This window comes from uncultured Cyclobacterium sp., from assembly GCF_963977555.1.
In the GTDB taxonomy this organism is placed as follows: domain Bacteria; phylum Bacteroidota; class Bacteroidia; order Cytophagales; family Cyclobacteriaceae; genus Cyclobacterium.
The window spans coordinates 1-20,232 of the sequence record NZ_CAXBPD010000014.1 but is presented as its reverse complement, the minus strand read 5'-3'; the positions used below and the strand labels follow the sequence as shown (position 1 = coordinate 20,232).

Annotated in this window: 13 protein-coding genes; 10 read left to right on the top strand and 3 right to left on the bottom strand. The window is 37.9% G+C overall.

Features of this window, described 5'->3' with window-relative positions:
• Positions 1 to 66: 66 nt before the first annotated feature.
• From AAC073_RS16735 to AAC073_RS16725, 3 genes are read right to left on the bottom strand one after another with little or no spacing between them, the layout of a single operon-like run.
• Positions 67 to 1,026 carry a catalase gene (locus tag AAC073_RS16735; RefSeq protein ID WP_339924945.1) on the bottom strand — a complete coding sequence of 320 codons (960 nt, stop codon included), beginning with the start codon at positions 1,024 to 1,026 and terminating at the stop codon, positions 67 to 69.
• On the bottom strand, positions 1,019 to 2,428 hold the full coding sequence (locus AAC073_RS16730; RefSeq protein WP_339924944.1) for a peroxidase: 1,410 nt from the start codon (positions 2,426 to 2,428) through the stop codon (positions 1,019 to 1,021). The genes AAC073_RS16735 and AAC073_RS16730 overlap by 8 nt, the downstream gene beginning before the upstream one ends.
• Positions 2,429 to 2,432: 4 nt before the next feature.
• On the bottom strand, positions 2,433 to 3,758 hold the full coding sequence (locus AAC073_RS16725) for a peroxidase (protein WP_339924943.1): 1,326 nt from the start codon (positions 3,756 to 3,758) through the stop codon (positions 2,433 to 2,435).
• 389 nt (positions 3,759 to 4,147) lie between these two features.
• Between AAC073_RS16725 and AAC073_RS16720 the strand changes: the two genes are divergently transcribed.
• The 10 genes from AAC073_RS16720 (at position 4,148) to AAC073_RS16675 (ending at position 19,856) form a co-directional block, all read left to right on the top strand.
• Positions 4,148 to 6,022 (top strand): sulfatase-like hydrolase/transferase, encoded by a 1,875-nt coding sequence (locus AAC073_RS16720; protein WP_339924942.1) that lies wholly within the window; start codon positions 4,148 to 4,150, stop codon positions 6,020 to 6,022.
• Positions 6,023 to 6,025: 3 nt separating this feature from the next.
• On the top strand, positions 6,026 to 8,254 hold the full coding sequence (locus AAC073_RS16715) for a metallophosphoesterase (protein WP_339924941.1): 2,229 nt from the start codon (positions 6,026 to 6,028) through the stop codon (positions 8,252 to 8,254).
• Positions 8,255 to 8,460: 206 nt separating this feature from the next.
• On the top strand, positions 8,461 to 9,582 hold the full coding sequence (locus AAC073_RS16710) for a Fic family protein (RefSeq protein WP_339924940.1): 1,122 nt from the start codon (positions 8,461 to 8,463) through the stop codon (positions 9,580 to 9,582).
• A 237-nt stretch (positions 9,583 to 9,819) separates the two neighbouring features.
• Entirely contained in the window at positions 9,820 to 10,776 is a 957-nt protein-coding gene (locus AAC073_RS16705) for a Fic family protein (protein ID WP_339924939.1), read from the top strand.
• 181 nt (positions 10,777 to 10,957) lie between these two features.
• Complete coding sequence (locus tag AAC073_RS16700; RefSeq protein WP_339924938.1) at positions 10,958 to 11,191, top strand: hypothetical protein; 234 nt, start codon at positions 10,958 to 10,960, stop codon at positions 11,189 to 11,191.
• Between the two features lie 88 nt (positions 11,192 to 11,279).
• Positions 11,280 to 11,927 carry a hypothetical protein gene (locus tag AAC073_RS16695; RefSeq protein ID WP_339924937.1) on the top strand — a complete coding sequence of 216 codons (648 nt, stop codon included), beginning with the start codon at positions 11,280 to 11,282 and terminating at the stop codon, positions 11,925 to 11,927.
• A 377-nt stretch (positions 11,928 to 12,304) separates the two neighbouring features.
• Positions 12,305 to 12,889: a hypothetical protein gene (locus AAC073_RS16690; protein ID WP_339924936.1), complete on the top strand. Its 585-nt coding sequence runs from the start codon at positions 12,305 to 12,307 to the stop codon at positions 12,887 to 12,889.
• A gap of 263 nt (positions 12,890 to 13,152) precedes the next feature.
• On the top strand, positions 13,153 to 15,876 hold the full coding sequence (locus AAC073_RS16685) for a family 78 glycoside hydrolase catalytic domain (protein ID WP_339924935.1): 2,724 nt from the start codon (positions 13,153 to 13,155) through the stop codon (positions 15,874 to 15,876).
• A 624-nt stretch (positions 15,877 to 16,500) separates the two neighbouring features.
• On the top strand, positions 16,501 to 17,772 hold the full coding sequence (locus AAC073_RS16680; RefSeq protein ID WP_339924934.1) for an SIR2 family protein: 1,272 nt from the start codon (positions 16,501 to 16,503) through the stop codon (positions 17,770 to 17,772).
• Positions 17,772 to 19,856, top strand: coding sequence for a DUF87 domain-containing protein (locus AAC073_RS16675; protein ID WP_339924933.1), 2,085 nt, complete (start codon positions 17,772 to 17,774; stop codon positions 19,854 to 19,856). Before AAC073_RS16680 ends, AAC073_RS16675 begins: the two co-directional genes overlap by 1 nt.
• The last annotated feature ends 376 nt before the right edge of the window (positions 19,857 to 20,232 follow it).

Here is a 20,232-nt window from a genome sequence, read left to right as displayed (position 1 = left end):
TATTTACAAGTATTTGAAAATCAGTGTACTTGTCATTCTGAAATTAGCTATGGATAAAGTAATCTGCTATACCTTACTTTTACGATAAGCCGCCAGTTCTTTGTAGACCCTTCTCCTAGCACGGTTGATTCCTCCCACAGGAGTATGTTCCTTTAATCCTATCCAAGGAGAAAATTCTAATGCCTCGCCCATTTTTATTCGCTCAGCATTGTCAAAGGATTGTTGTGGAATATCCAAAGTTGCTACAGGTATTAGTTCGCCTTCCCAGGCAATAGATGTATTCTCTAAGGGTTGCAGTTCGTCATTTTTGTGTAACTGTATGTTTAAAGTAAAGGCATGGGCTTTAGCTTCGCAGTCTTTGATCAATTGTGATTTAAGAAAATTATCCCCTTTGGCTTGATTGAGAGTATAGCCTAAATTTGGTTCATTTGGTGTCAGTACAAACTTGACAAACAATTCAGGGCCATATTCAAAAGCTCCACCTGAAAAATAAGTTAGCGAAAGCAGGTTTTCATGCTTTTTGCTGTACTTAAAAGTGAGGAATATGCTTCGCCAATGGGAGGGGTTAACCGCAAATTTTACCTGTTCCCAAAGGCCAAACAATACTGCTTTGATGGCTTTTTTGTACAATGAAACATTCCAAGCAGATAAAATTGGACTGGTGGTTAAAAGCAAATTTTGGGTAGGAGAACCTATAGGGTCACTTTCTAATAATTCTCCTGGAACGTCAAGAACTTTTATAGCAAGACCTCTCCCTGAAGCAGGCTTGTCTGATTTAACTTTTGGAGGAGCATTGGAGAGCCTTATCCACGTTTGGTAAATACCCGGGTTTTTAAACAGCCCTTGCCTTAATTCTTCTGGTAAATTATTGTGAATGGTTAAGGTGGCATTTAATAAACCATGCATCTTAGGGTGAAAATTCCTAAGAATCTTGCCGTCAGCATATTCCTTGTCCAGGTAATCCTTCATCGTTTGGATCAAATCCTGGATTTCCTTTTCCTCTTTGGGGTTGTGTTCTTTAGTCATGGTCTGCGATGTATTGTAAAGCTTTAATACCGGGGAAAAAGAAATAGGCTCCACCTTTAATTAAGGTAAAATTGGGTAGGTTCTTGTACTTTTTTCTTATAGGGTAATTGGGCTCGCTAAACTCATTTGTTTTGAATTGTCCCGTATCGTAATGATTGCCGATAATGGGATCTGCATCATTCTCCAATCCCCCAAATTTGTGGAAGCTTACCCAGTTGTTTTGTACAAATTCAAACTGCCTCCGAATGTCTGTGACCATGCAAATAAAATGCAGCCCCCGCTCTTCTTCATCCCCACTCGCGTCCAATATATCATTTGGATCCAGATCGGGAGTCACAGGCTTTCCATAAGGTCTTCCTTTTCTCAACATTTGGTGTTTAGCAGCCATTTCTGAAGAGTCTATTTTACTTCTTTCGGTGACCAGGTGATCCCTGGGATTAGTTCTTCTGATATGGGCACCCATAGGGCATTTTAGCCCATCCTGATCATCATCCCAAAAGCCAAAATCATTGGATTCTGATAAGGCTGAATCAGGTTGCATGGGACACAGTGACAAAGGAGAACCGTCTGGCCACCTGCCAACCATTTTACTGGCTAGTTTGATGGCAGCGGCTTTTTCGTCTGTTTGTTCCTTCATGTAATTCCAAAAGGCATGAACATTTTGGCGCATTTGTCGAAATATTAAGTAACTGCCATTTTTCCCCAAGTCCTTTCTTTCAGGGTAATCAGGATGTAATGGCAATAATTCTTTCTTGTCCAAGGTTTTAGGTACAAAGGGGGCGGGGGCATATTCATCATAAAGGTTTTTGTAACCCATGATGAATTCTCCCGCAGGAAAAGTGGTAGCGGTCTCAGGAGGTGTCTTGTCTAATAATTCTCTTATGACAGGTCTGGAAATATCATCTCTAAAACCAAAATGTTCTTTTTGATGCTGTAAAAGAGCAGTAGGAAGGGTATGAATCAATTGAATGCCACAACGGTCCGTTTGCTCTTTTATCCTGAGCAGGCTTTTGTCCAGTTGCTCTTGGTCCTTTGCATATACCATCAAAAGGAAGTGTACACTTTCAAGGCCCCAATCCCAGTTTCCTGGATCATTTTCGCCTATATCTCCCAATACACTCCTCCTTTGTTCGGCAGACATGCCTTCCTTGAACTCCCTACAAAAACTGTTTAATACAGGTGTTTCAAGGTTAAGGAAGGCAAGTCCTTCATAGGTGAAGGCAATTTGAATTGCCTCATCTTCCGGTTTCTCATCAGCATGCGTTATTAAAGGAGTTATCTCTTTTAAAAAATCACAGGAGCCAACAGGATCCGTACAATTGTACAAAAGAAACTTGGCACTTGTCAGGTTTCCATGACCACGAACCATTAGCCCTTGAATGTCTTCTTTTTCCAATTCCATAGCTTCAAATCGTTAATAGCCATTTTTTAATCGCTTCATCATCCATCTCCTTGAATAGCCCTTCCCGGAAAGCCCTGTTTCGTTTCAAATTTTCTACACTCTCATATTGGTTTTGAGCGTACCAGAACTGTGTAATTTTTTGGTGGGCCCTGACCCCTTTCATGTACTTGCTTCGGTGATTGTATTGCTTGTGAATCAGCCAGCGGGTAGCGGGGAAACCAAAGGCATGGCTAAAAATGACAGCCATGTTTTTGGTTCTCTTCTCACTGTCTACAAAGTCATGTGCGTAGGCTTCGGAGAGGTTGTCGAAGTTAGCAATAAAAACCAAGCGTTTTCCCTTGTCCAGCTGTAACCACCGTGCTGTATGAACAGTAGGTATATAAGTAAAATAAGTTAAGAAGTTGACTAATCTTAAGCTGACAAATAAGAAAGCTCTTCTAACCCAGCCTTTTTTTAGTGGGGCGATAACTGTCATTTCATTGAGGACAGGATGTGTTTCCAGTGCTACAATTTTCCTTATCTCATCATCTGATAATTCCTCACTAGCGATATGAGGATTTTTCTCATTTTGACGTAGCATCAACATTAAGCCTACTAGGATGATTACAAACAAGGGAAAAATCCAGGCCACGATTTTGACAAAAAGAGAATCCATAAAAAAGCTGAGAACAATACAAATTATGGAGCTTGCCATGACCAGCCCTAGAAGAACAAGTGGCAGTAGCATTTGAATCTTGTTTTTCCGAGCAAAAGGAATTTCTTCTACCGCCCAATTGAGTGCAGCATTATTAGCGACAAAGTCTTCAATCTCACGTTTTATCTTCGCAGGGGTTAGCTGGGAGGCGTCTTTGGAAGTATTTAATTGTTGGGCATGTTCCCAAACGGCTGATTTAAGTTCTTTTTCCTTGGCTACATCTGTGGTACTTATAAATTTAAATCCACTATAAAAGGTATTGGCGACGGTTTTCTTATTTAGGAAACGAAGCATGTCAGCATTTCCCTCATAGTTTTCAGGGAATTCATGACTTTCTCCAAAAACCTGCTTGAGTTGGGGTGCCAGAAAATTCACCAATTCATTTAAATGGTTTTGCTTGTCCCCGACGTAACTGGTCATTAAAATAATTCTCGCAGGGAGTTGCTCCTTTTCGTCGTAGATTTGAGAAGGTAGGGTCAGCCAACTGATAAAGAAGGTGCTGGGCAATGACTTTTCGAATTGATCCCTGTTGGTTTTGAGGTCGTTTCGGAATTGAAATAAAAGTGCATTGACATTACTCAGCTTGTCCTCATTTATAGTGACAGTAAGAGTAAGTCCTCTATGTATTGTAGACATAAACTATAAAAATATTTGATACAATATAGAGTATTTTATTTCTTTTTTATAAAGAATTGCCATAAAAAAGTTAGGTTTTTATCTGTTTTAAAAAGTTAAAACCAATTGTACAATTGCTTATATAGTGGTTTTCCTTTTCGCACTTAGAATTGTACTATGATTTATGTTTTTAAACTCAGTTCGATTAAAATTGTCTTAATAAAAATGACTACATCACCACTGCAAACCACTTAAGAGGTTATCTATTACCAATTTTGAATTTATGGCCTTATTGATTAGCGTATTCGTTTTGGTTACTTGTTTATTACTGATTTTTCCTTGATAACTACACAAAGCCAAAAAAATTGAGTTTATTTATGTTTTCACGATAATAAATAGTTAAACCCAAAATGAAACATACTTTATATTTTCTTACGCTCATATTGTTTTTTGGATGTGCAAAGCCTGAGGAGGAATTGCCTCTCCCCAATATTTTATGGATCACCAGTGAAGACAATAGCCCGATTGCAGGATGCTATGGGGATGATTTTGCCACCACGCCCAATATGGATGCCTTGGCTGCTGAGGGCTTTCTTTATACACATGCTTATGCAAATGTCCCTGTTTGTGCCCCCGCAAGGAACACAATATTGACCGGGATTTATGCCATTTCAGGAGGGAATCAGCACATGAGGAGTTATTATGACAAATCAGATGTGGTAAAATTTTATCCGCAAATGCTACGGGAGGCCGGTTATTATGCCACCAATAATTCCAAAGAAGACTACAATATAAATCCAAAGCAAAATGTAAACATTTGGGATGATTCCAGTAAAGAAGCCCATTACAAAAACAGACCGGAAGGCAAGCCGTTTTTTGCGGTTTTTAATAGTACCATCTCTCATGAGAGCTCCATCCATAAATCCATTCCCAATGAAGAGCTGAGGCATAGTCCGGAAGAGGTGACTTTACCTCCTTACCATCCTGATACTCCCGAAATGCGCCATGATTGGGCACAGTATTATGACAAGGTGGAAGACATGGATCAAAAAATCGGCGAGATTCTTCAGGAATTGGAGGAAAGTGGTGAAGCGGAGAATACCATTGTGTTTTATTATGGGGATCATGGTGGGGTGTTGGCAAGAAGTAAGCGTTACGTTTACGAAGCAGGTACCAGAGTGCCATTTATTGTGAGAATACCCGAAAAATACAAGCACTTATTTCCTGCTGAAAAACCCGGAGAAAAAGTGGATCGGATAATCAGTTTTGTGGACTTGTTTCCAACTCTGTTAAGCATTATCGGAACAGATATTCCTGATTATTTGCAAGGAAAGGCCTTTTTGGGAGTGAAGAAAACACCTGACCCGGAATACGTGTACATGTTTAGAGGGAGAATGGATGAGCGCTATGACATGAGTAGGGCAGTACGCGACCAGAAATTCAGGTATATCCGTAATTATATCCCGTATAGAGTTTATGGGCAATATTTAGAGTATTTATTTAGAGCGCCATCTATTAGGTCTTGGGAAGCGGCTTTTAAAGCCGGAGAATTAAACCCCATCCAATCGGCCTTTTGGAATACCAAACCTGCAGAAGAACTGTACGATACGGAAAATGATCCTTGGGAAGTAAATAACCTGGCCAATGACCCCAAATACAAGGAAGACCTGGAAAGAATGCGGGCTGCAGCAAAAGATTGGATGTTGGAAATTAATGATACAGGTTTTATACCCGAAGCAGAGCTAATTGACAAAACGGAAGGGACGACTGCCTATGATTATATGCGCAACTCCGATATCAATTTGGAGCAATTGATAGAAGCAGCCAATTTGGCCTCAACGGCCAAAGAAGAAGACCTTTCTCAACTTAAGAGTCTATTAAAATCAGAGGAGGCTGCTGAGCGGTATTGGGGAGCAACAGGTTTATTAATATTGGGAGAAAAGGCCCAGTCGGCAACCAATGCACTGGAAGAGGCCTTAAATGACCCCTCTCCCAATGTTAAATCCGTAGCCGCTGAGGCATTGTATGGCTTGGGTGCCGAAGAAAAAGCCTTGCAAGCGCTGGCCGAGGTATTACTAACGCCCAATTCCTTTGCCAGAACACATGCGCTAAACGTAATAGACAGCATAGAAGATAATTCTAAAACCAGCCTTGATGCAGTCCTTGCAATGATAGAGAATGCCGGCGAACTGGACCGTAGCCAATATGACCTAAGGGCCGCCAGAGGCTTGCTCGAAAAATGGGACATTGACCCTGCAGACTATGATTTTGATATGGATTGGTAAAAAGTGAAAAGAAGGGCCTTCATATCCAAACTTAGCACAAGTTCTTCCTTGGTTTTTATGGGGAAGGGATTGTCTGGTGAACATAAAAACCCTATACCTCCATTTGCTTATCCCGAAGCCAACCTATTTTCAGAAGTGTTAAATAAAGCCGGTGAATTTATGCTTAGGCTTGAATTCCTGGCTTTAGAAACCCTTTTACCTCAAGAGGTAACATTAAATTTTTATAAAAATAAAACCCTACTGTATAAAATAAAAGACTATCCTTTTGCCAACCATAGAGCGGAAGTAGGGCATGAGGGTAGACAGTTTCAATTTCAGGTAGGGGCTGCTTTTCCTTATATTTTTTCTATATGGATTGAAAACCCACAGCCTGACACAGTGTTGAACTTCACCCTCAATGGGAAAGATTTTCATTTGAGCTTGGGTGAATTGGTTGATAAAAAGGAGCTATCATTTAAAAAAGATAAGTTAAAAGTTTCAAGTAATTACCTGCTAGACTTGGAAATGGGACAATTGGATCCAGAGAATTTAGGTATTTCCACAGCGGATAAAAACTTTGATATCGCCATCCTTGCAGATCCCCAGGGTGGAGATCCTAAAGTACACAAGGCTCATCCCACCCGAGTGAAAATCCACAATGCTTTTGCCGAAGACACCATAAAAAGGGTTAATGAATTGCCCAATAAACCAGTGCTGACCTTGGTTTTGGGTGATTTGGTGGACAATCAAGGAGAGTTGGCTCACTTTGAGGCAATGCGGGCATATTTGAAAGAATTGGAATCACCTATATTGTTAGCCATAGGAAACCATGAAACCAGGTATCAATCTACTTTTACTCCTGGATATAAAATGGATGAATTTAACCATTACTTTAGTGCCCAAAAAGCAATGAATGGAATGGAGTGGTTGCTTTATAGCTTTGACTTGGGCGACTGGCATTTTATAGTCTGGCCGGATCCTTTAAGAGAAAATTTTTTTGAAACCCATCCTCATTATTTCGAATGGTTGGCTTCAGACCTTGCGAAAAATAAAGACAAACCAACAGTATTCTTCCAGCATGTTCCTTCGCATCCCATAGGCATTGATCCTTTGATTAATTATGCGGAATCCATTGCCGTTAAAAGAATGTTGCTAAACCTATTGACCAAACATGGCAATGTGCGGTTTGTTTTTAGTGGACATGTACATATACCTATCATAGCCTCCCAAAAAACAGCGGTAACCTATAAGGGAATTAAAATGATTAATATTCCTGCGGCAGGTTACCGACCAAGGGCCTTTGGGGAAGAAGAAATTCATGGTGGGCCTTCTCAGGGCCTTCTGGTTTTCAGCGCCAGAGGTAAAACGGGTAAAGCTTTTTTTAAAACTGTTACAGAAGAAATTTATACTTATCCTGAAGAGATACCTGAATTTTCAACTAGCAAATTTCCGCTTTGGCTCAATTACAAATGGGAATTGCCTACCGAAAAGGATGTTCAAAATGGCGATTTTTCAGCAGGCTTGGATAATTGGCACCGACGCTATGTTTACAAAGAAAATCAGACTCCTTCTAACCTTATGGAAGTTAAGAAATTTGGTACTTATAAAGCCCTTTATTTGTTTTCGGCTAAAAGGGCGTATTCAGTTCCCGGACAAGATCGGTTGCCACAAACCATTAACCATTTGTGTCAGGCGATTAGTCTGGATAAGGAGCCAAAGGCCATTGGTTTGGATTATTGTTTGGATAAGGAATCTGTTAAGCAAAAGGAGGCATGGGCAGGTGGCTATGTTTGGCTTGAGGGTTTTATGGGGAGCACAAAACTCTTTAACATGGCTTACTGGCTTGGTAAAGGTACGCCTCTTTTAAAAGATCGCTTTTCAGATCACAAAGCTATTCCTTTTCTACATTTTGAATTGGATAGCAAAGAGGAAACCTGGAAAAGGGCCCAACTTAATTGGCAAAAAGATTATGAAAATCAAGGTATCGATGTTTCCAAGCTGGACAGGCTGGTAATTAATTTGGGGACCTGGCATATCAATGATGGAAATAGTGCCGGTTTTGGCCTGTATTTCACCAACATTGGCTTAATGGATGCTACTGGAGTTTCAAAAGTTGGAGAAAAACCGATAAAAGAAATGCCCGCTGAAAAAATGTGGTGGCTTAACAAGAACATGCCTTTCAGCCATATCGCCGGTGAACACAGGTACATCTTATCCACAAAAGCTAAAATAGGATACGATTTGTACAACTGATTTGGATTTTTTTAATTGGGGTATTGATCGTTTTTTTCTTATTACCCTTATAGGTATTAATAAAGCATGCAATCAGGTACTACGCTACCCACTAATCAAAAAGTAAGCCTGTGCGGAGAATAGAATGCTTATTAAAAGCAAAAAATGCGGAGAATATATGAATTGCGGAGAATAGAAGGTATATTGACCGCATAATTTGCGGATATATGGCTTTTTACATTCATAATAGAGACAATTGGACTGATTTTACCTGGGATAACAAGAAAGTATTATTGAAATTAAGTGAAACCAGGCACTTACAAGGAAAACTGCTGGGACGGATGGAATCGCTTGGGTTTGATTTACAGAATGAAGCAATGCTTAATACCCTGACACTGGAAATTGTAAAGTCATCTGAAATTGAAGGAGAAATCCTAGAAACTGAACAAGTGCGTTCTTCTATTGCATGTAGACTTGGAATTGACATTGCAGGTGCAATTGAATCGGAAAGGCATATTGATGGTATCGTAGAGATGATGTTGGATGCCACGCAGCGATATGATTTGCCGCTGACAAAAGAACGGTTATTTGGATGGCATTCAGCACTGTTCCCAACTGGCTGGAGTAACCTATTTAAAATAACTGTAGCTGATTGGAGAAAAGACATAAAAGGTTCAATGCAAGTAGTATCGGGACCATTGGGTAGAGAAAAGGTCCATTTTGAAGCTCCGACTGCAGAGCGGATAGCTTATGAAATGGAGAAACTTCTAGATTGGATTGAAAATGAAATAGAAATTGACCCTGTTCTTAAAGCGGCAATAGCACATTTATGGTTGGTAACCATCCACCCATTTGAAGATGGAAATGGTAGAATCACGAGGGCAATTACTGAAATGTTATTGGCACGCTCTGACAATAGCGTCAAAAGATTTTATAGCATGTCGGCCCAAATTAGGGTTGAGCGAAAACAATACTATGGCGTTTTAGAAAGAACCCAAAAAGGAAATTCTGATATCACCGAATGGATATTGTGGTTTTTAGCATGTTTACAGGAGGCAATAAACGCAACTTATGTGTTACTTCAGAAGGTACTTCAGAAAGCTGAATTTTGGAAAATGCATGTTTCAACCATTTTAAATGAACGTCAGCAAAAAATGATCAATAGCTTACTAGACGGATTTACAGGAAAACTTACCACCACAAAATGGGCTAAGATTTGTAAATGCTCTCAAGATACTGCCTTAAGAGATATCCAAGATTTGATTAAGAAAAATATATTACAAAAAGAACCAAGTGGTGGAAGAAGCACGAATTACGTATTGGTAGAAATGCCAGCTACTAACCTTTAAACTCCAATGGTGCGTGTCAGATTAACAACAAAAAGAAGTGCAATGGTCTATCGGAGTGATAGTGAGGGGGGGCTGAAACTTGGTTCTTTTATTATCTGTATAGGTATTGATAAATGAGTCTATCAGGCTTTTTTCGAGTGCTTTACTTCTCAACACCACAATTAATAAATTATAGAAATATTAATGCAATTTGCCTATCTTTGATACTATCAAATGATACTATCATGATTATATGGAATGAAACCACCTTATACAATAACAGGTAAGATTTTAAAGCTTGTTGCTTCAATTTCAGAGAGGTTAGGTGAGGTAAACGCTGTTCATCTGAGTAAACCTCCCACTGAACTAAGAAAGAAAAACAGAATTAAAACAATTCACTCTTCGCTTGAAATAGAGGGAAACACGTTGACCATTGAACAAATCACTGCAATCGTTGAAAACAGACGGGTGATTGGGCCCAAGAAGGACATTCTTGAAGTAAAAAATGCTATAATAGTATATGACTATTTGGACAAATTAAAACCCAATAGTTTTGCGTCTTTTTGTGAGGCCCATGGATTGTTAATGAATGGACTAGTTGAATCTGCTGGACAACTCCGAAGTAAATCAGTTGGAATAGTAAAGGGGGCAGAAATTGCTCATATTGCTCCTCAAAGTAGTAGGCTTAAACCCTTAATGGACGATTTATTTAATTATCTCAAGAATGATGATGATTTAATTTTAATCAAAAGTTGTGTATTTCATTATGAAATGGAATTTATACACCCCTTTATTGACGGTAATGGAAGGATGGGACGACTATGGCAAACCCTAATTTTAAAAAATTTCCACCCCGTTTTTGAGTTTCTCCCCATAGAAACTTTAATAATGGAACGTCAGGAAAATTATTACGAGGCTTTAAGGAAATCTGATAATTCTGGAGAATCAACCCTATTCATAGAATTTATGCTTGAAATTATACATGAATCATTTGAAGAATTACTTAATATACAGAATGTAAGCCTCAAAAATATTGACAGAATCAACTTGTTTAAATCAGTAATAAAGGAAGATTTCTTTTCACGAAAGGATTACCTAAAGAATTTTAGAGAAATATCATCAGCAACAGCAAGCCGTGATTTAAAGTTTGCATTTGAAAATGGAATGGTTGAGAAAATCGGAGACAAAAACTCCACAAGATATAAGTTCAAATAATAAAGGCTTACCAAGTACTTAAACAATAAACGAAACCGCGGTAAATTCATGGGTTGTAGCTCAATTTCCTTTTTCTGACATAACCGAATGGATTTTGTGGTTTTTAGCTTGTTTATAAGAGGCAATAAATTTATCATATGGTGTACTTCAAAAGGTACTTCAGATAGCCGAATTTTGGAAAATGCCTGCTGCAACCATTTTAAATGAACGTCAGCAAAAAATGGTCAATAGCTTACTTGACGGATTTACCGGAAAACTTACTACCACAAAATGGGCTAAGATTTGCAAATGCTCTCAAGATTCTGCCTTAAGAGATATTCAGGATTTGATTAAGAAAAATATACTACAAAAAGAATCAAGTGGAGGAAGAAGCACGAATTACGTATTGGTAGAAATGCCAGCTACTAACCTTTAAGCTCCAATGGTGCGATTAAGGCTCTGGTTTATTGTTGTCCTGATCGATCAGGGTTGGATGCCTTCTCCGGTAGCTTTCTGCTATGGGATTGGATAAGTTATGTCGGTCGCTTATGGAAAGTCCTATTATATCCATTTTCAATAAAAATGTGGTCTTTCCCTTAGATTCTTTGACCAAAACACTTAATTTGATCAATAATGTTAAACCGATAGGATTTGGTGTATTGTCCTTATACCCAACTCCTACATTTATTATAAATATATACAATGATTGTGGAGCATTACCTGCACTGATGAAGAAAACTACAGTCCTTGCTCTTGCCTTAACGCTACATTCCTGCGTAACTAGCACATCGGAACAAAAATCTAACGTCTTAGAACTTGAGATTGATGCGCCATTATTGATCGAATTCGAGACCCAGGAAACTGAGCTCAGTGATGCACTCGATTTGATTATTGGACATTTAAGGGCTAAGAATGCTCCTCTTGACAGCCTTTATCTAATGGGGTATCAAACTGACTCGATACCATGGAAATTTGATATAGGACACTATCAGAATTTTGTCTCAAGAGCCCTTGTTAGGCAAGATAATGCTAGGGTTGATTCGATTTTGAAATACGATACGGTTGAATTTGTACCGATCTATATCCCACCAACTGGAAACTTAAGTGGTTATGAGAGATTTATACTCTATAATCCTGAGACTGGTGAACTCAATGACTTCTTATATCAATGAAAAGTGAATGCATGCAAATAACTAGGCCTTCTGACGATTGGCCCTTTGTCTGACTTAGAGACCACAGGTTCAGGGGTCAGTTTGGTCAATTCACGTTTTAGGAAATTAGAATAACAATTGGGGAATTGTTTTCCCTTTTTTTTAGCTTGAGGAATAAAAAGGTTGGTGTTTAGAGATTGTTCTTTTGCTTTTGAGGAGATCAAGCGTATATTTTGTCGGTTTTTTTCATTTGAACCTATCAGTCCTGATCCTTACAATTGGTTCTAATCCACTATACAAGCCTATTAGATCTACTTGGAGAGTCATATTATAGCCATTTTCAATAAAAATCTGTACCATCCTTAAGATTCCTTAGCCGAAATTCTTAATTTGAAAAAATGAACTTAAAATCTTTAATCGGAATTTTAATTATTTGTCTTATAGGTCTTTCAGGCTGTTTTTCCGATACTCTTGAGGATGATAATGTAACTGGTAATTATTGGGTTTCAACGATAGATATTCCTAAAAATAGAATGTTAGGCTACTCTGATCAAAAAGACGGAAGTTTCAAAGAAATAGTTGTCCCTTCAACTCTATTAAAACTAAAATGGAATGAGAATTACTTGCTTGCAGGCAGACTTCCTGGAGAAGATTGGATAAATGAGTATTATGATGTGATTAACTCTTGTATTCAAAAAATAGAAATTACCAGAAACAATATAAAGCCTTCTGTAGGATTAGCTTTAGATTCTTCATTCATTAAAAAGGTTGATATTCTTACGGACCTTGAGTTTAAAAAACGATTAAATAAAGACCTTAGCTTTCTTCAAGAGCCAAATAGGCAATCTCAATTAATTTGGTATCTGTTCGAACTGAAAAAACATAAAGACCCTAAAATTTTCTTGAGTAAAGACTCTCTTGATAGTTATTTAACCAAAGAAGGAATTAAAGAATTTGAATACGAAAAAGAATATAAAAACTAGGCGCAATAACGGTCATAGCTAATGCTGGTTTGAAATTAAAGAATCGTATTTTGTACTTTCAAAAATCATCCTGGCTAGAAAGGAATACTTCCTGACAAAGCCCCATTGGCCATGGTCAGGAAGGCTATAATGCCCTAAATATCTTGTAATAAGATTTTTGTAAGCACTGCCTACCTAAATAATTTGCTATTGCTTAGCAGTGCCATTGATGGTAAGACTTTAGGACATGGGTTTCCGCAGATCCTATCCACAAAAACTAAAATATGAAACGATTTGTACAACTGATTTGGATTTTTTTAATTGGGCTGACTTTTTCTTGTTCTGAGAAAATAGAATATAAAGTCAATGCCCTAAAAGTCAACCACCTTAGCACTCCCCTGGGCTTGGAGGATAATCCGGTTTTTAGTTGGCAAACGGAGGAGGGTTTAGCCGACTTCTTCCAACAAAATTACCGCATTTTGGTGGCAACAAAACCTGAGTTTTTAAAAGAGGGAAAAGCAGACCTATGGGACTCAGGAGAGGTTAATTCAGATCGTTCTTTGGGGATTTCCTATGAGGGCAAAACCCTGGAATCCGGAAGAAAGGTTTACTGGAAGGTTTTGGTTCAGGATGAAAAGGGAGTGGCTTATGAAAGCCAAGCCACCTGGTTTGAGATGGGGCTTAAAAACCCGGTGGACTGGAAAGCTTCATGGATTGCATCCACCAATGCACAGGACAGCATTCCTGTATTAACACCGGCCCCCTATTTCCGTAAGGAGTTTTCCATCAATCAGCCTATACAATCTGCAAGGCTTTATATTGCCGGTTTGGGATACCATGAAGCCTATATTAATGGGGAGAAAGTGGGAGACCATGTATTAGATCCTGCCATGACTCGCTATGATAAATCGGTGAAATATGTGGTGCACGATGTGACCGCAATGCTCAATAATGGCGAAAATGCGATAGGCGTGGTTTTAGGAAACGGATGGTACAACCAGCATACCAGAGAAGCCTGGGATTTTGATCAGGCCCCCTGGCGTGGCGTACCTGTTTTGAGGGCGCAATTGAGAATTGTGGATGCTGATGGCAAAGCCCTTTGGGTCCAAACAGATGACAGTTGGAAGTATACTTTGAATGGGCCTATAATATTTGATAGTGTACACAATGGAGAAAGCTATGATGCCGGCAAGGAAATGGCGGATTGGACTTCGCAGGATTTTGATGATGCAAATTGGGAAGCCGCGCATCAGATTAGCGGGCCAAAGGGGAAAATGGTTGCTCAATTAATGCCTCCAATAAGGGTGATTGATACCCTTACACCAAAAAATCAATGGGAAATCAATGACAGTACTTTCATGTATGATTTTGGTCAAAACATCACCGGATGGGCCGATATAAAAGTAAAAGGACCTGCCAATGCAAGCCTGAAGATCCGGTATGGGGAAAGGATTTATCCTGACAGTACCCTGGACATCGAAGAGCTTAGTCGCTTTATCTGGTCCGGAGATACCCAAACGGACAGGTATTATCTGAAAAGTGATGGGATCGAATCCTGGCACCCGATTTTTACTTACCAGGGATTTCAATACATGGAGGTCACCATAAGTGAACCGGAGCTAGAACTACTGGAAATCAATGCTGCTGTGGTACACACCGACCTTCCTGAAAAAGGATATTTTAGAAGTTCAAATGCCATGTTCAATCAATTGCAGGAAAATATGCGCTGGTCATTTTTGGGCAATTACCATGGGTATCCTACCGACTGTCCACACCGCGAAAAAATGGGATGGACAGGTGATGCCCTCTTGGTGGCAGAAATGGGGAATTATAATTTTGACATGGTACCTGCTTACAGGAAATGGTTGGACGACTTTGTAGATGAGCAGCAAGACAGTGGCGACCTGCCGGGGATCATTCCTACCAGTGGATGGGGATACACTTTCAACCAAGGCCTGGATAAGGAAAGGGGGTATGGGCCGCATTGGGAAGGGGCTTTTTTGGAAGTAGCTTGGCAAATGTATCGGTTTTCAGGAGACAGTCTTCTGCTGTTCAGGTATTATCCAAACATGAAAAAGTACGTGGATTACTTGGATGCTAATGCTGAGGCTTACCTCTTAAAGTTTGGCATTGATGATCACAAACAACTGGAAAACCTCACCCAGGGACCTTTTTTATCCACAGCCTTTTTCCACTACTTCAGTAACCTATTAGCTAAAATGGCCGGTGTTCTTGGGGAGGTAGAAGATCAGGAAGCTTACCTGGAACTTTCGAAAAACATTGCCAAGGCTTTTAATAAAGCCTATCTTAATCCTCAGACGGGTCAATATGACCATGGGGGACAGGCTTCCCAGGCCGTCCCCCTTTTTACTGGTTTGGTGCCTGAAGAGAAGGAGGACCTGGTATTGGACGGATTGCTCAAAGCAATTGACACTAAAGAGGGGCATATCGATGCAGGGGTGGTCGGTACCAAGGCCATTATTCAGGTATTGATGGATTATCAGCAGGAGAATGTCTTGTTTGAAATGGCCAACAAGCGGACCTTCCCGGGTTGGGGTTATTGGGTAGATGAACTGCACGCCAATACGCTATTTCAGAATTGGGATGGGAGTCAATCTCGCAACCATATTATGTTTGGTACCATTGGAGATTACTTTTACAAGGGGCTTGGTGGCATCAGGCCCATTGATGAATCTCCGGGGTTTAAGCGTTTTATTATTCAGCCTTTACTTTCTTCTGAAATTGAATGGGTGGAGGCAGGTCATGAATCTCCCTATGGGATGATAAAAAGTCATTGGCGAAAGACTTCAGGGCAGGTTGAATTGAGTCTTACCGTTCCGTCCAATACAGTTGCTGTGTTAAGGTTACCCGCCAGAAGTGAAATAAAACCTGTGGTGGAGCAGGGGCCTTCAGTTACTTTTGAACGGGTATCCGATGAAAAAGGCGGGGAATGGTATATGGCCGATTTGCCCAGTGGCAATTATCAAATCAAGCATAAGGAGGAGTAATTCTAAACCAGAATTATGCAATAGAGATTTCTTGTTTTTCTTTAAGTGTTCCGGTTCAATTGCCACGGAAATAATAGCGCATTGATTACTAGCCCTTGTTAAGATGACCGCTGAAGTTAGCCGTGGGGATAGTTTTAAAAAATTGATTTTTTAAAGATTTACAGAGGGGGAATCCTTAAAATTTGTATCTTGTTACGGCATTCTTAGGTCAAGCTTATTTATAAATTAATGAACTGATACAAGCTGTCTATAGGAGCTACTAGGGTATCCTAGCCTTAGGGCCACTGCAATTTATACCTAGGTAAGTTAGCGGGAAATTAAACCGATTCGGAGTCCATTAAGGACAAGGACATAAAAATATAAAGTGAAATAAAACTACACAAAGTCAACCAAATAAGGATATATTGTGCAATAAAACTGCGCCTATAAACGAGTTGTGCATAATGCGAAAATTGCAAAAAAATTGAACATTTGAACTAAAAAAGCCAGCCGCATAAACAGCACATTCATTTTTTTGCCAACGCGAAAAGCCAACGCCAAAAAAAAATAAAAGAGCTGTTTTTTGCCAACGCACAAAAATGAGAATAATTTGACTAAATTGAAAAACCAAAACATAAGTTATTAATGGCAGAATCTGAATTATATTTTTACAAAGGAAACGAAGAAGTTTTAAAGAAAATAAAAGACAAATCAGACGAAAAAACTGAATCGGCTCTTCTAAATAAAATTCAAGATTCTTTTAATAAAGTTCTCGATGGAAAGAATCTATCCTTTCTTTTGGGTTCTGGCTGTTCCTCATATCAAATTCAGAATAGTGATGAAGAATGGGAAGAAATAGGCATCCCGACAATGGCACCACTTGCTAAAAATTTTTATGCTAACATTCTAACAGAAGATGACCGAAATTGGTTAAAAGACGATGTAAAACTTGATATTACGTCAACTACATTCCAAAACAATTTAGAAACTTTTTTAGGCACACTTCACAGTCTTATATATTTTTATGAAACTACCAATCAAAATGGAACGGACGAATTTAAAAAGGTCAAAGGTATCATAGATAAAGCAAGAAATTTCCTTTTAGAACAATGTCTGAATGAGACTAAACGTAGCAATGAAGATGACATAGATTTGGTAAATCTTTATAAAATGTTTTATCGCAAACTTTTATACAGAAATGCAAATCTTCCAAAACCAAGCATATTTACAACAAACTATGACTTGTACTCTGAAATCGCACTTGACAGTTTAGGAATACATTACGTAAATGGATTTTCAGGTGGTATAAAAAAATATTTTAATCCGACCATTTTTAATTATGCACTAGCTGAAAAAATGGATTTATCACAAGGTAAATGGAGTGTTATTGATAATTTCATTTATCTATACAAAATACACGGTTCTATAAACTGGGTTCAGGACGAAGAACAGACCAAACTTTTTAGAGTTAGAGAAATTCAAGAAACAAGTTTAGAAAACCTCAAAAAAAAGGATGTTATAATGATACATCCTACACCTCTAAAACAAAATGCAAGTATGGGAAGTCCATATTCAGATTTGTTTAGAGAATTTCAGAAAAGGTTAATGAGGAATAACAATATACTTATTTCTCTTGGTTATAGCTTTAGCGATGAGCATATAAATAATCTTATTTATCAAGCATTTACAATACCGTCTTTCCGATTAATCGTGTTTGGAGATTTTGCTAAAAGTGATGAAATCAAAAAACTAAAATCACTAAATGACCCAAGAATCTGGATTGTAGGTGGTAAGTTAGAAAACGGAGAAAGTCTACATTATTTTAAAGGTTTTATCGAGCAAATATTACCAGACTTAAGTAATGATGAAATTGATGACAAAATCGATAATGCTATAAAAACTCTATTTCCAAGATAATGAATAGAGAAGATAAACAAAGAGTTATTGGTAAAGTAGTAGCAATAAATTCAGACAGATTTACTGTTGAATTATTAAGTGGAATTGACAATTTTAACATTAGTGGATTTGATGATATCCATTATTTTGCTCAACTTAACAGCTACGTTGTGCTACCATACCAAAATTATTTTATAGTATCGGAGGTATCAGGAGTTCGAGAAAAAGAGCTAAATGTACCTTTCAGTAATCCTAAAGAACAAATTTTAAGTAAAAGTACTACTGGTAAATATCTAGAAATACTTCCTATTGGAACACTAAAACCAGTTGATGAAAATCCAGATTATTATAAATTTGAATTTGGAGTTAGTGTTTATCCTGCATTATATACAGACGTTCTTTACATAAAAGAAAAAGAACTTGATGCCATTTTTAATGTTAAGGAACAAATTGAGATAGTTTGTGAAAAACCTAGTGAACACAAAGAAAAATGCGATTGTGAAAAGAGAAGATATAAAACGCTTTCAATTGGTACTTCCACTATATTCCCAGATTATGAAGTTAAAATTGACATAGATAAATTCTTTGCTGGTCATTCTGCTGTTTTAGGAAATACAGGAAGTGGTAAATCTTGTACAATTTCTTCAATTCTTCAGTCTATTTATAAGCTATCAAATCATAGTGCTGTAGGAAGTACATTCATTGTGTTTGATGTAAATGGCGAATACAAACAGGCTTTTAGTGAGATATCTGAAAACACAGATATTGAAGTGCAAAATTTCTGTATCGGGAGTTCTGATAAGGGTGTAAAAGAATTCACACTACCTCATTGGTTTTTGACTATTGATGAATGGGCTTTACTTCTTCAAGCAACAGAAAAAACTCAAATACCAATATTAAGAAATGCACTAGGTTTAGCATCTGTTTTTTCTATTGGAGAAAATGTCAATGAACTCAAAAATCATATTTTGGCAACGTGCATAAGTGAGATTTTAAGAGATGAAACTAGCAGTCCATCAAAATCCGATAGGATAATATCGATACTTCAAAAATTCAATACCGCTGAAATATCATTAACAACAGAATTTACTTTTATAGACCAAGATGATAATGAGCATAATTCTGTACGTATTGGGAATCAAAACGTCAGGCTTAATTTAAGAAACTGCTTGTATGTTCATTTTGGCGTAATAGTAGGTACTGAACAATTACACTATTTCCTTGAACAAACTAACGAAGACGGTTTATCACTTTTTATTCAAGAAAAATTTCAAATGCCTTCTTATGAAAAATACCAAAAATTCACATTTGATATTATAGAAGATGCTCTCGATTTAGCTCTGTTATATGAAGAAGCACACGGAAATAGACATATTAGAGATTATTGTTCTTCGTTAATTACAAGAGTAAAAAGTATCAAGGACAGAACTGATTTTAATTTTCTAAAAAAAGATGAAGGCAATATAAGTGAGTATAAAAACAGTTTGATTGGATTAAATGAAGTAGAAGCTCAAAAATTAAAAACTAGTCAAATAATTATTATAGACATAAGTGCAGTAGAAGATGAAATTGTGGAAGTAATATCTTGTGTTATATCTCGTATTATTTATGAAAGTGTTAAGGACATAAATCCTCGAAATTCATATCCAGTAAATCTAATTTTGGAAGAAGCTCATAGATATATTTCACGAAATCCGATGGGAACATTCCTTAAAGCAAATAAGATTTTCGACTCGATTGCTAAAGAAGGGAGAAAATTTGGACTGTTACTTTTAGTTTCATCACAAAGACCAAGTGAATTATCTAAAACAGTATTATCTCAATGCAGTAATTTCATAGTCCACAGAATTCAAAATCCAGAAGACCTTGCACATATTCGACAAATTACACCGCATATTTCCGAAACGATTTTGAGGAGAATGCCATCTATTCCGACTCAACACGCTTTGATTTTTGGTCATTCGGTAAATCTTCCGACAACCTTTAAGGTTCACGAAGCAAAACCATTGCCGAAAAGTGATAATAATAGAATAAGCGAAAATTGGTTCAGACAAAAAGGATTTTCATTAACGGAAAATTTAGAAACACTAGATGAGGAAGAATAAAATGCCAACGCTAAAAGCCATACACATTCGCAATTCGCTAAAGCCAACGCTACGCCCAAAATTGCAAAAGAGTATGTCTTGCCAACACTCACTTCCGAACTAAATAAAAACATCGGAAAACCAAGCTGAACGTGAAAAGCACTATGCACAACAACGTGTATAAAACATAGCTATTATAGGCTTTACGAGAGGTTTTTGTATATTTACAAAGTACGCCAAATTTTTTATTTGGTTATATTATAAAAGAAATTTAAACATAAAAATAAAAAATTCGGCTCGTGCTAAATCCGAAAAGTTAGCGTCTTTTTATACGCTACGTTTCATACGTGTGCCGAGAGTAACGATCGGCTGAAAAATCGTTACGCAACTGTTTATA

What these genes read in the sequence shown, in the direction of transcription:
- AAC073_RS16680 (WP_339924934.1), top strand. Translation starts at nt 16,501, where the DNA reads ATGGCAGAATCTGAATTATATTTTTACAAAGGAAACGAAGAAGTTTTA.
- AAC073_RS16675 (WP_339924933.1), top strand. Translation starts at nt 17,772, where the DNA reads ATGAATAGAGAAGATAAACAAAGAGTTATTGGTAAAGTAGTAGCAATA.
- AAC073_RS16705 (WP_339924939.1), top strand. Translation starts at nt 9,820, where the DNA reads ATGAAACCACCTTATACAATAACAGGTAAGATTTTAAAGCTTGTTGCT.
- AAC073_RS16725 (WP_339924943.1), bottom strand. Translation starts at nt 3,758, where the DNA reads ATGTCTACAATACATAGAGGACTTACTCTTACTGTCACTATAAATGAG.
- AAC073_RS16730 (WP_339924944.1), bottom strand. Translation starts at nt 2,428, where the DNA reads ATGGAATTGGAAAAAGAAGACATTCAAGGGCTAATGGTTCGTGGTCAT.
- AAC073_RS16720 (WP_339924942.1), top strand. Translation starts at nt 4,148, where the DNA reads ATGAAACATACTTTATATTTTCTTACGCTCATATTGTTTTTTGGATGT.
- AAC073_RS16735 (WP_339924945.1), bottom strand. Translation starts at nt 1,026, where the DNA reads ATGACTAAAGAACACAACCCCAAAGAGGAAAAGGAAATCCAGGATTTG.
- AAC073_RS16710 (WP_339924940.1), top strand. Translation starts at nt 8,461, where the DNA reads ATGGCTTTTTACATTCATAATAGAGACAATTGGACTGATTTTACCTGG.
- AAC073_RS16685 (WP_339924935.1), top strand. Translation starts at nt 13,153, where the DNA reads ATGAAACGATTTGTACAACTGATTTGGATTTTTTTAATTGGGCTGACT.
- AAC073_RS16690 (WP_339924936.1), top strand. Translation starts at nt 12,305, where the DNA reads ATGAACTTAAAATCTTTAATCGGAATTTTAATTATTTGTCTTATAGGT.
- AAC073_RS16700 (WP_339924938.1), top strand. Translation starts at nt 10,958, where the DNA reads ATGCCTGCTGCAACCATTTTAAATGAACGTCAGCAAAAAATGGTCAAT.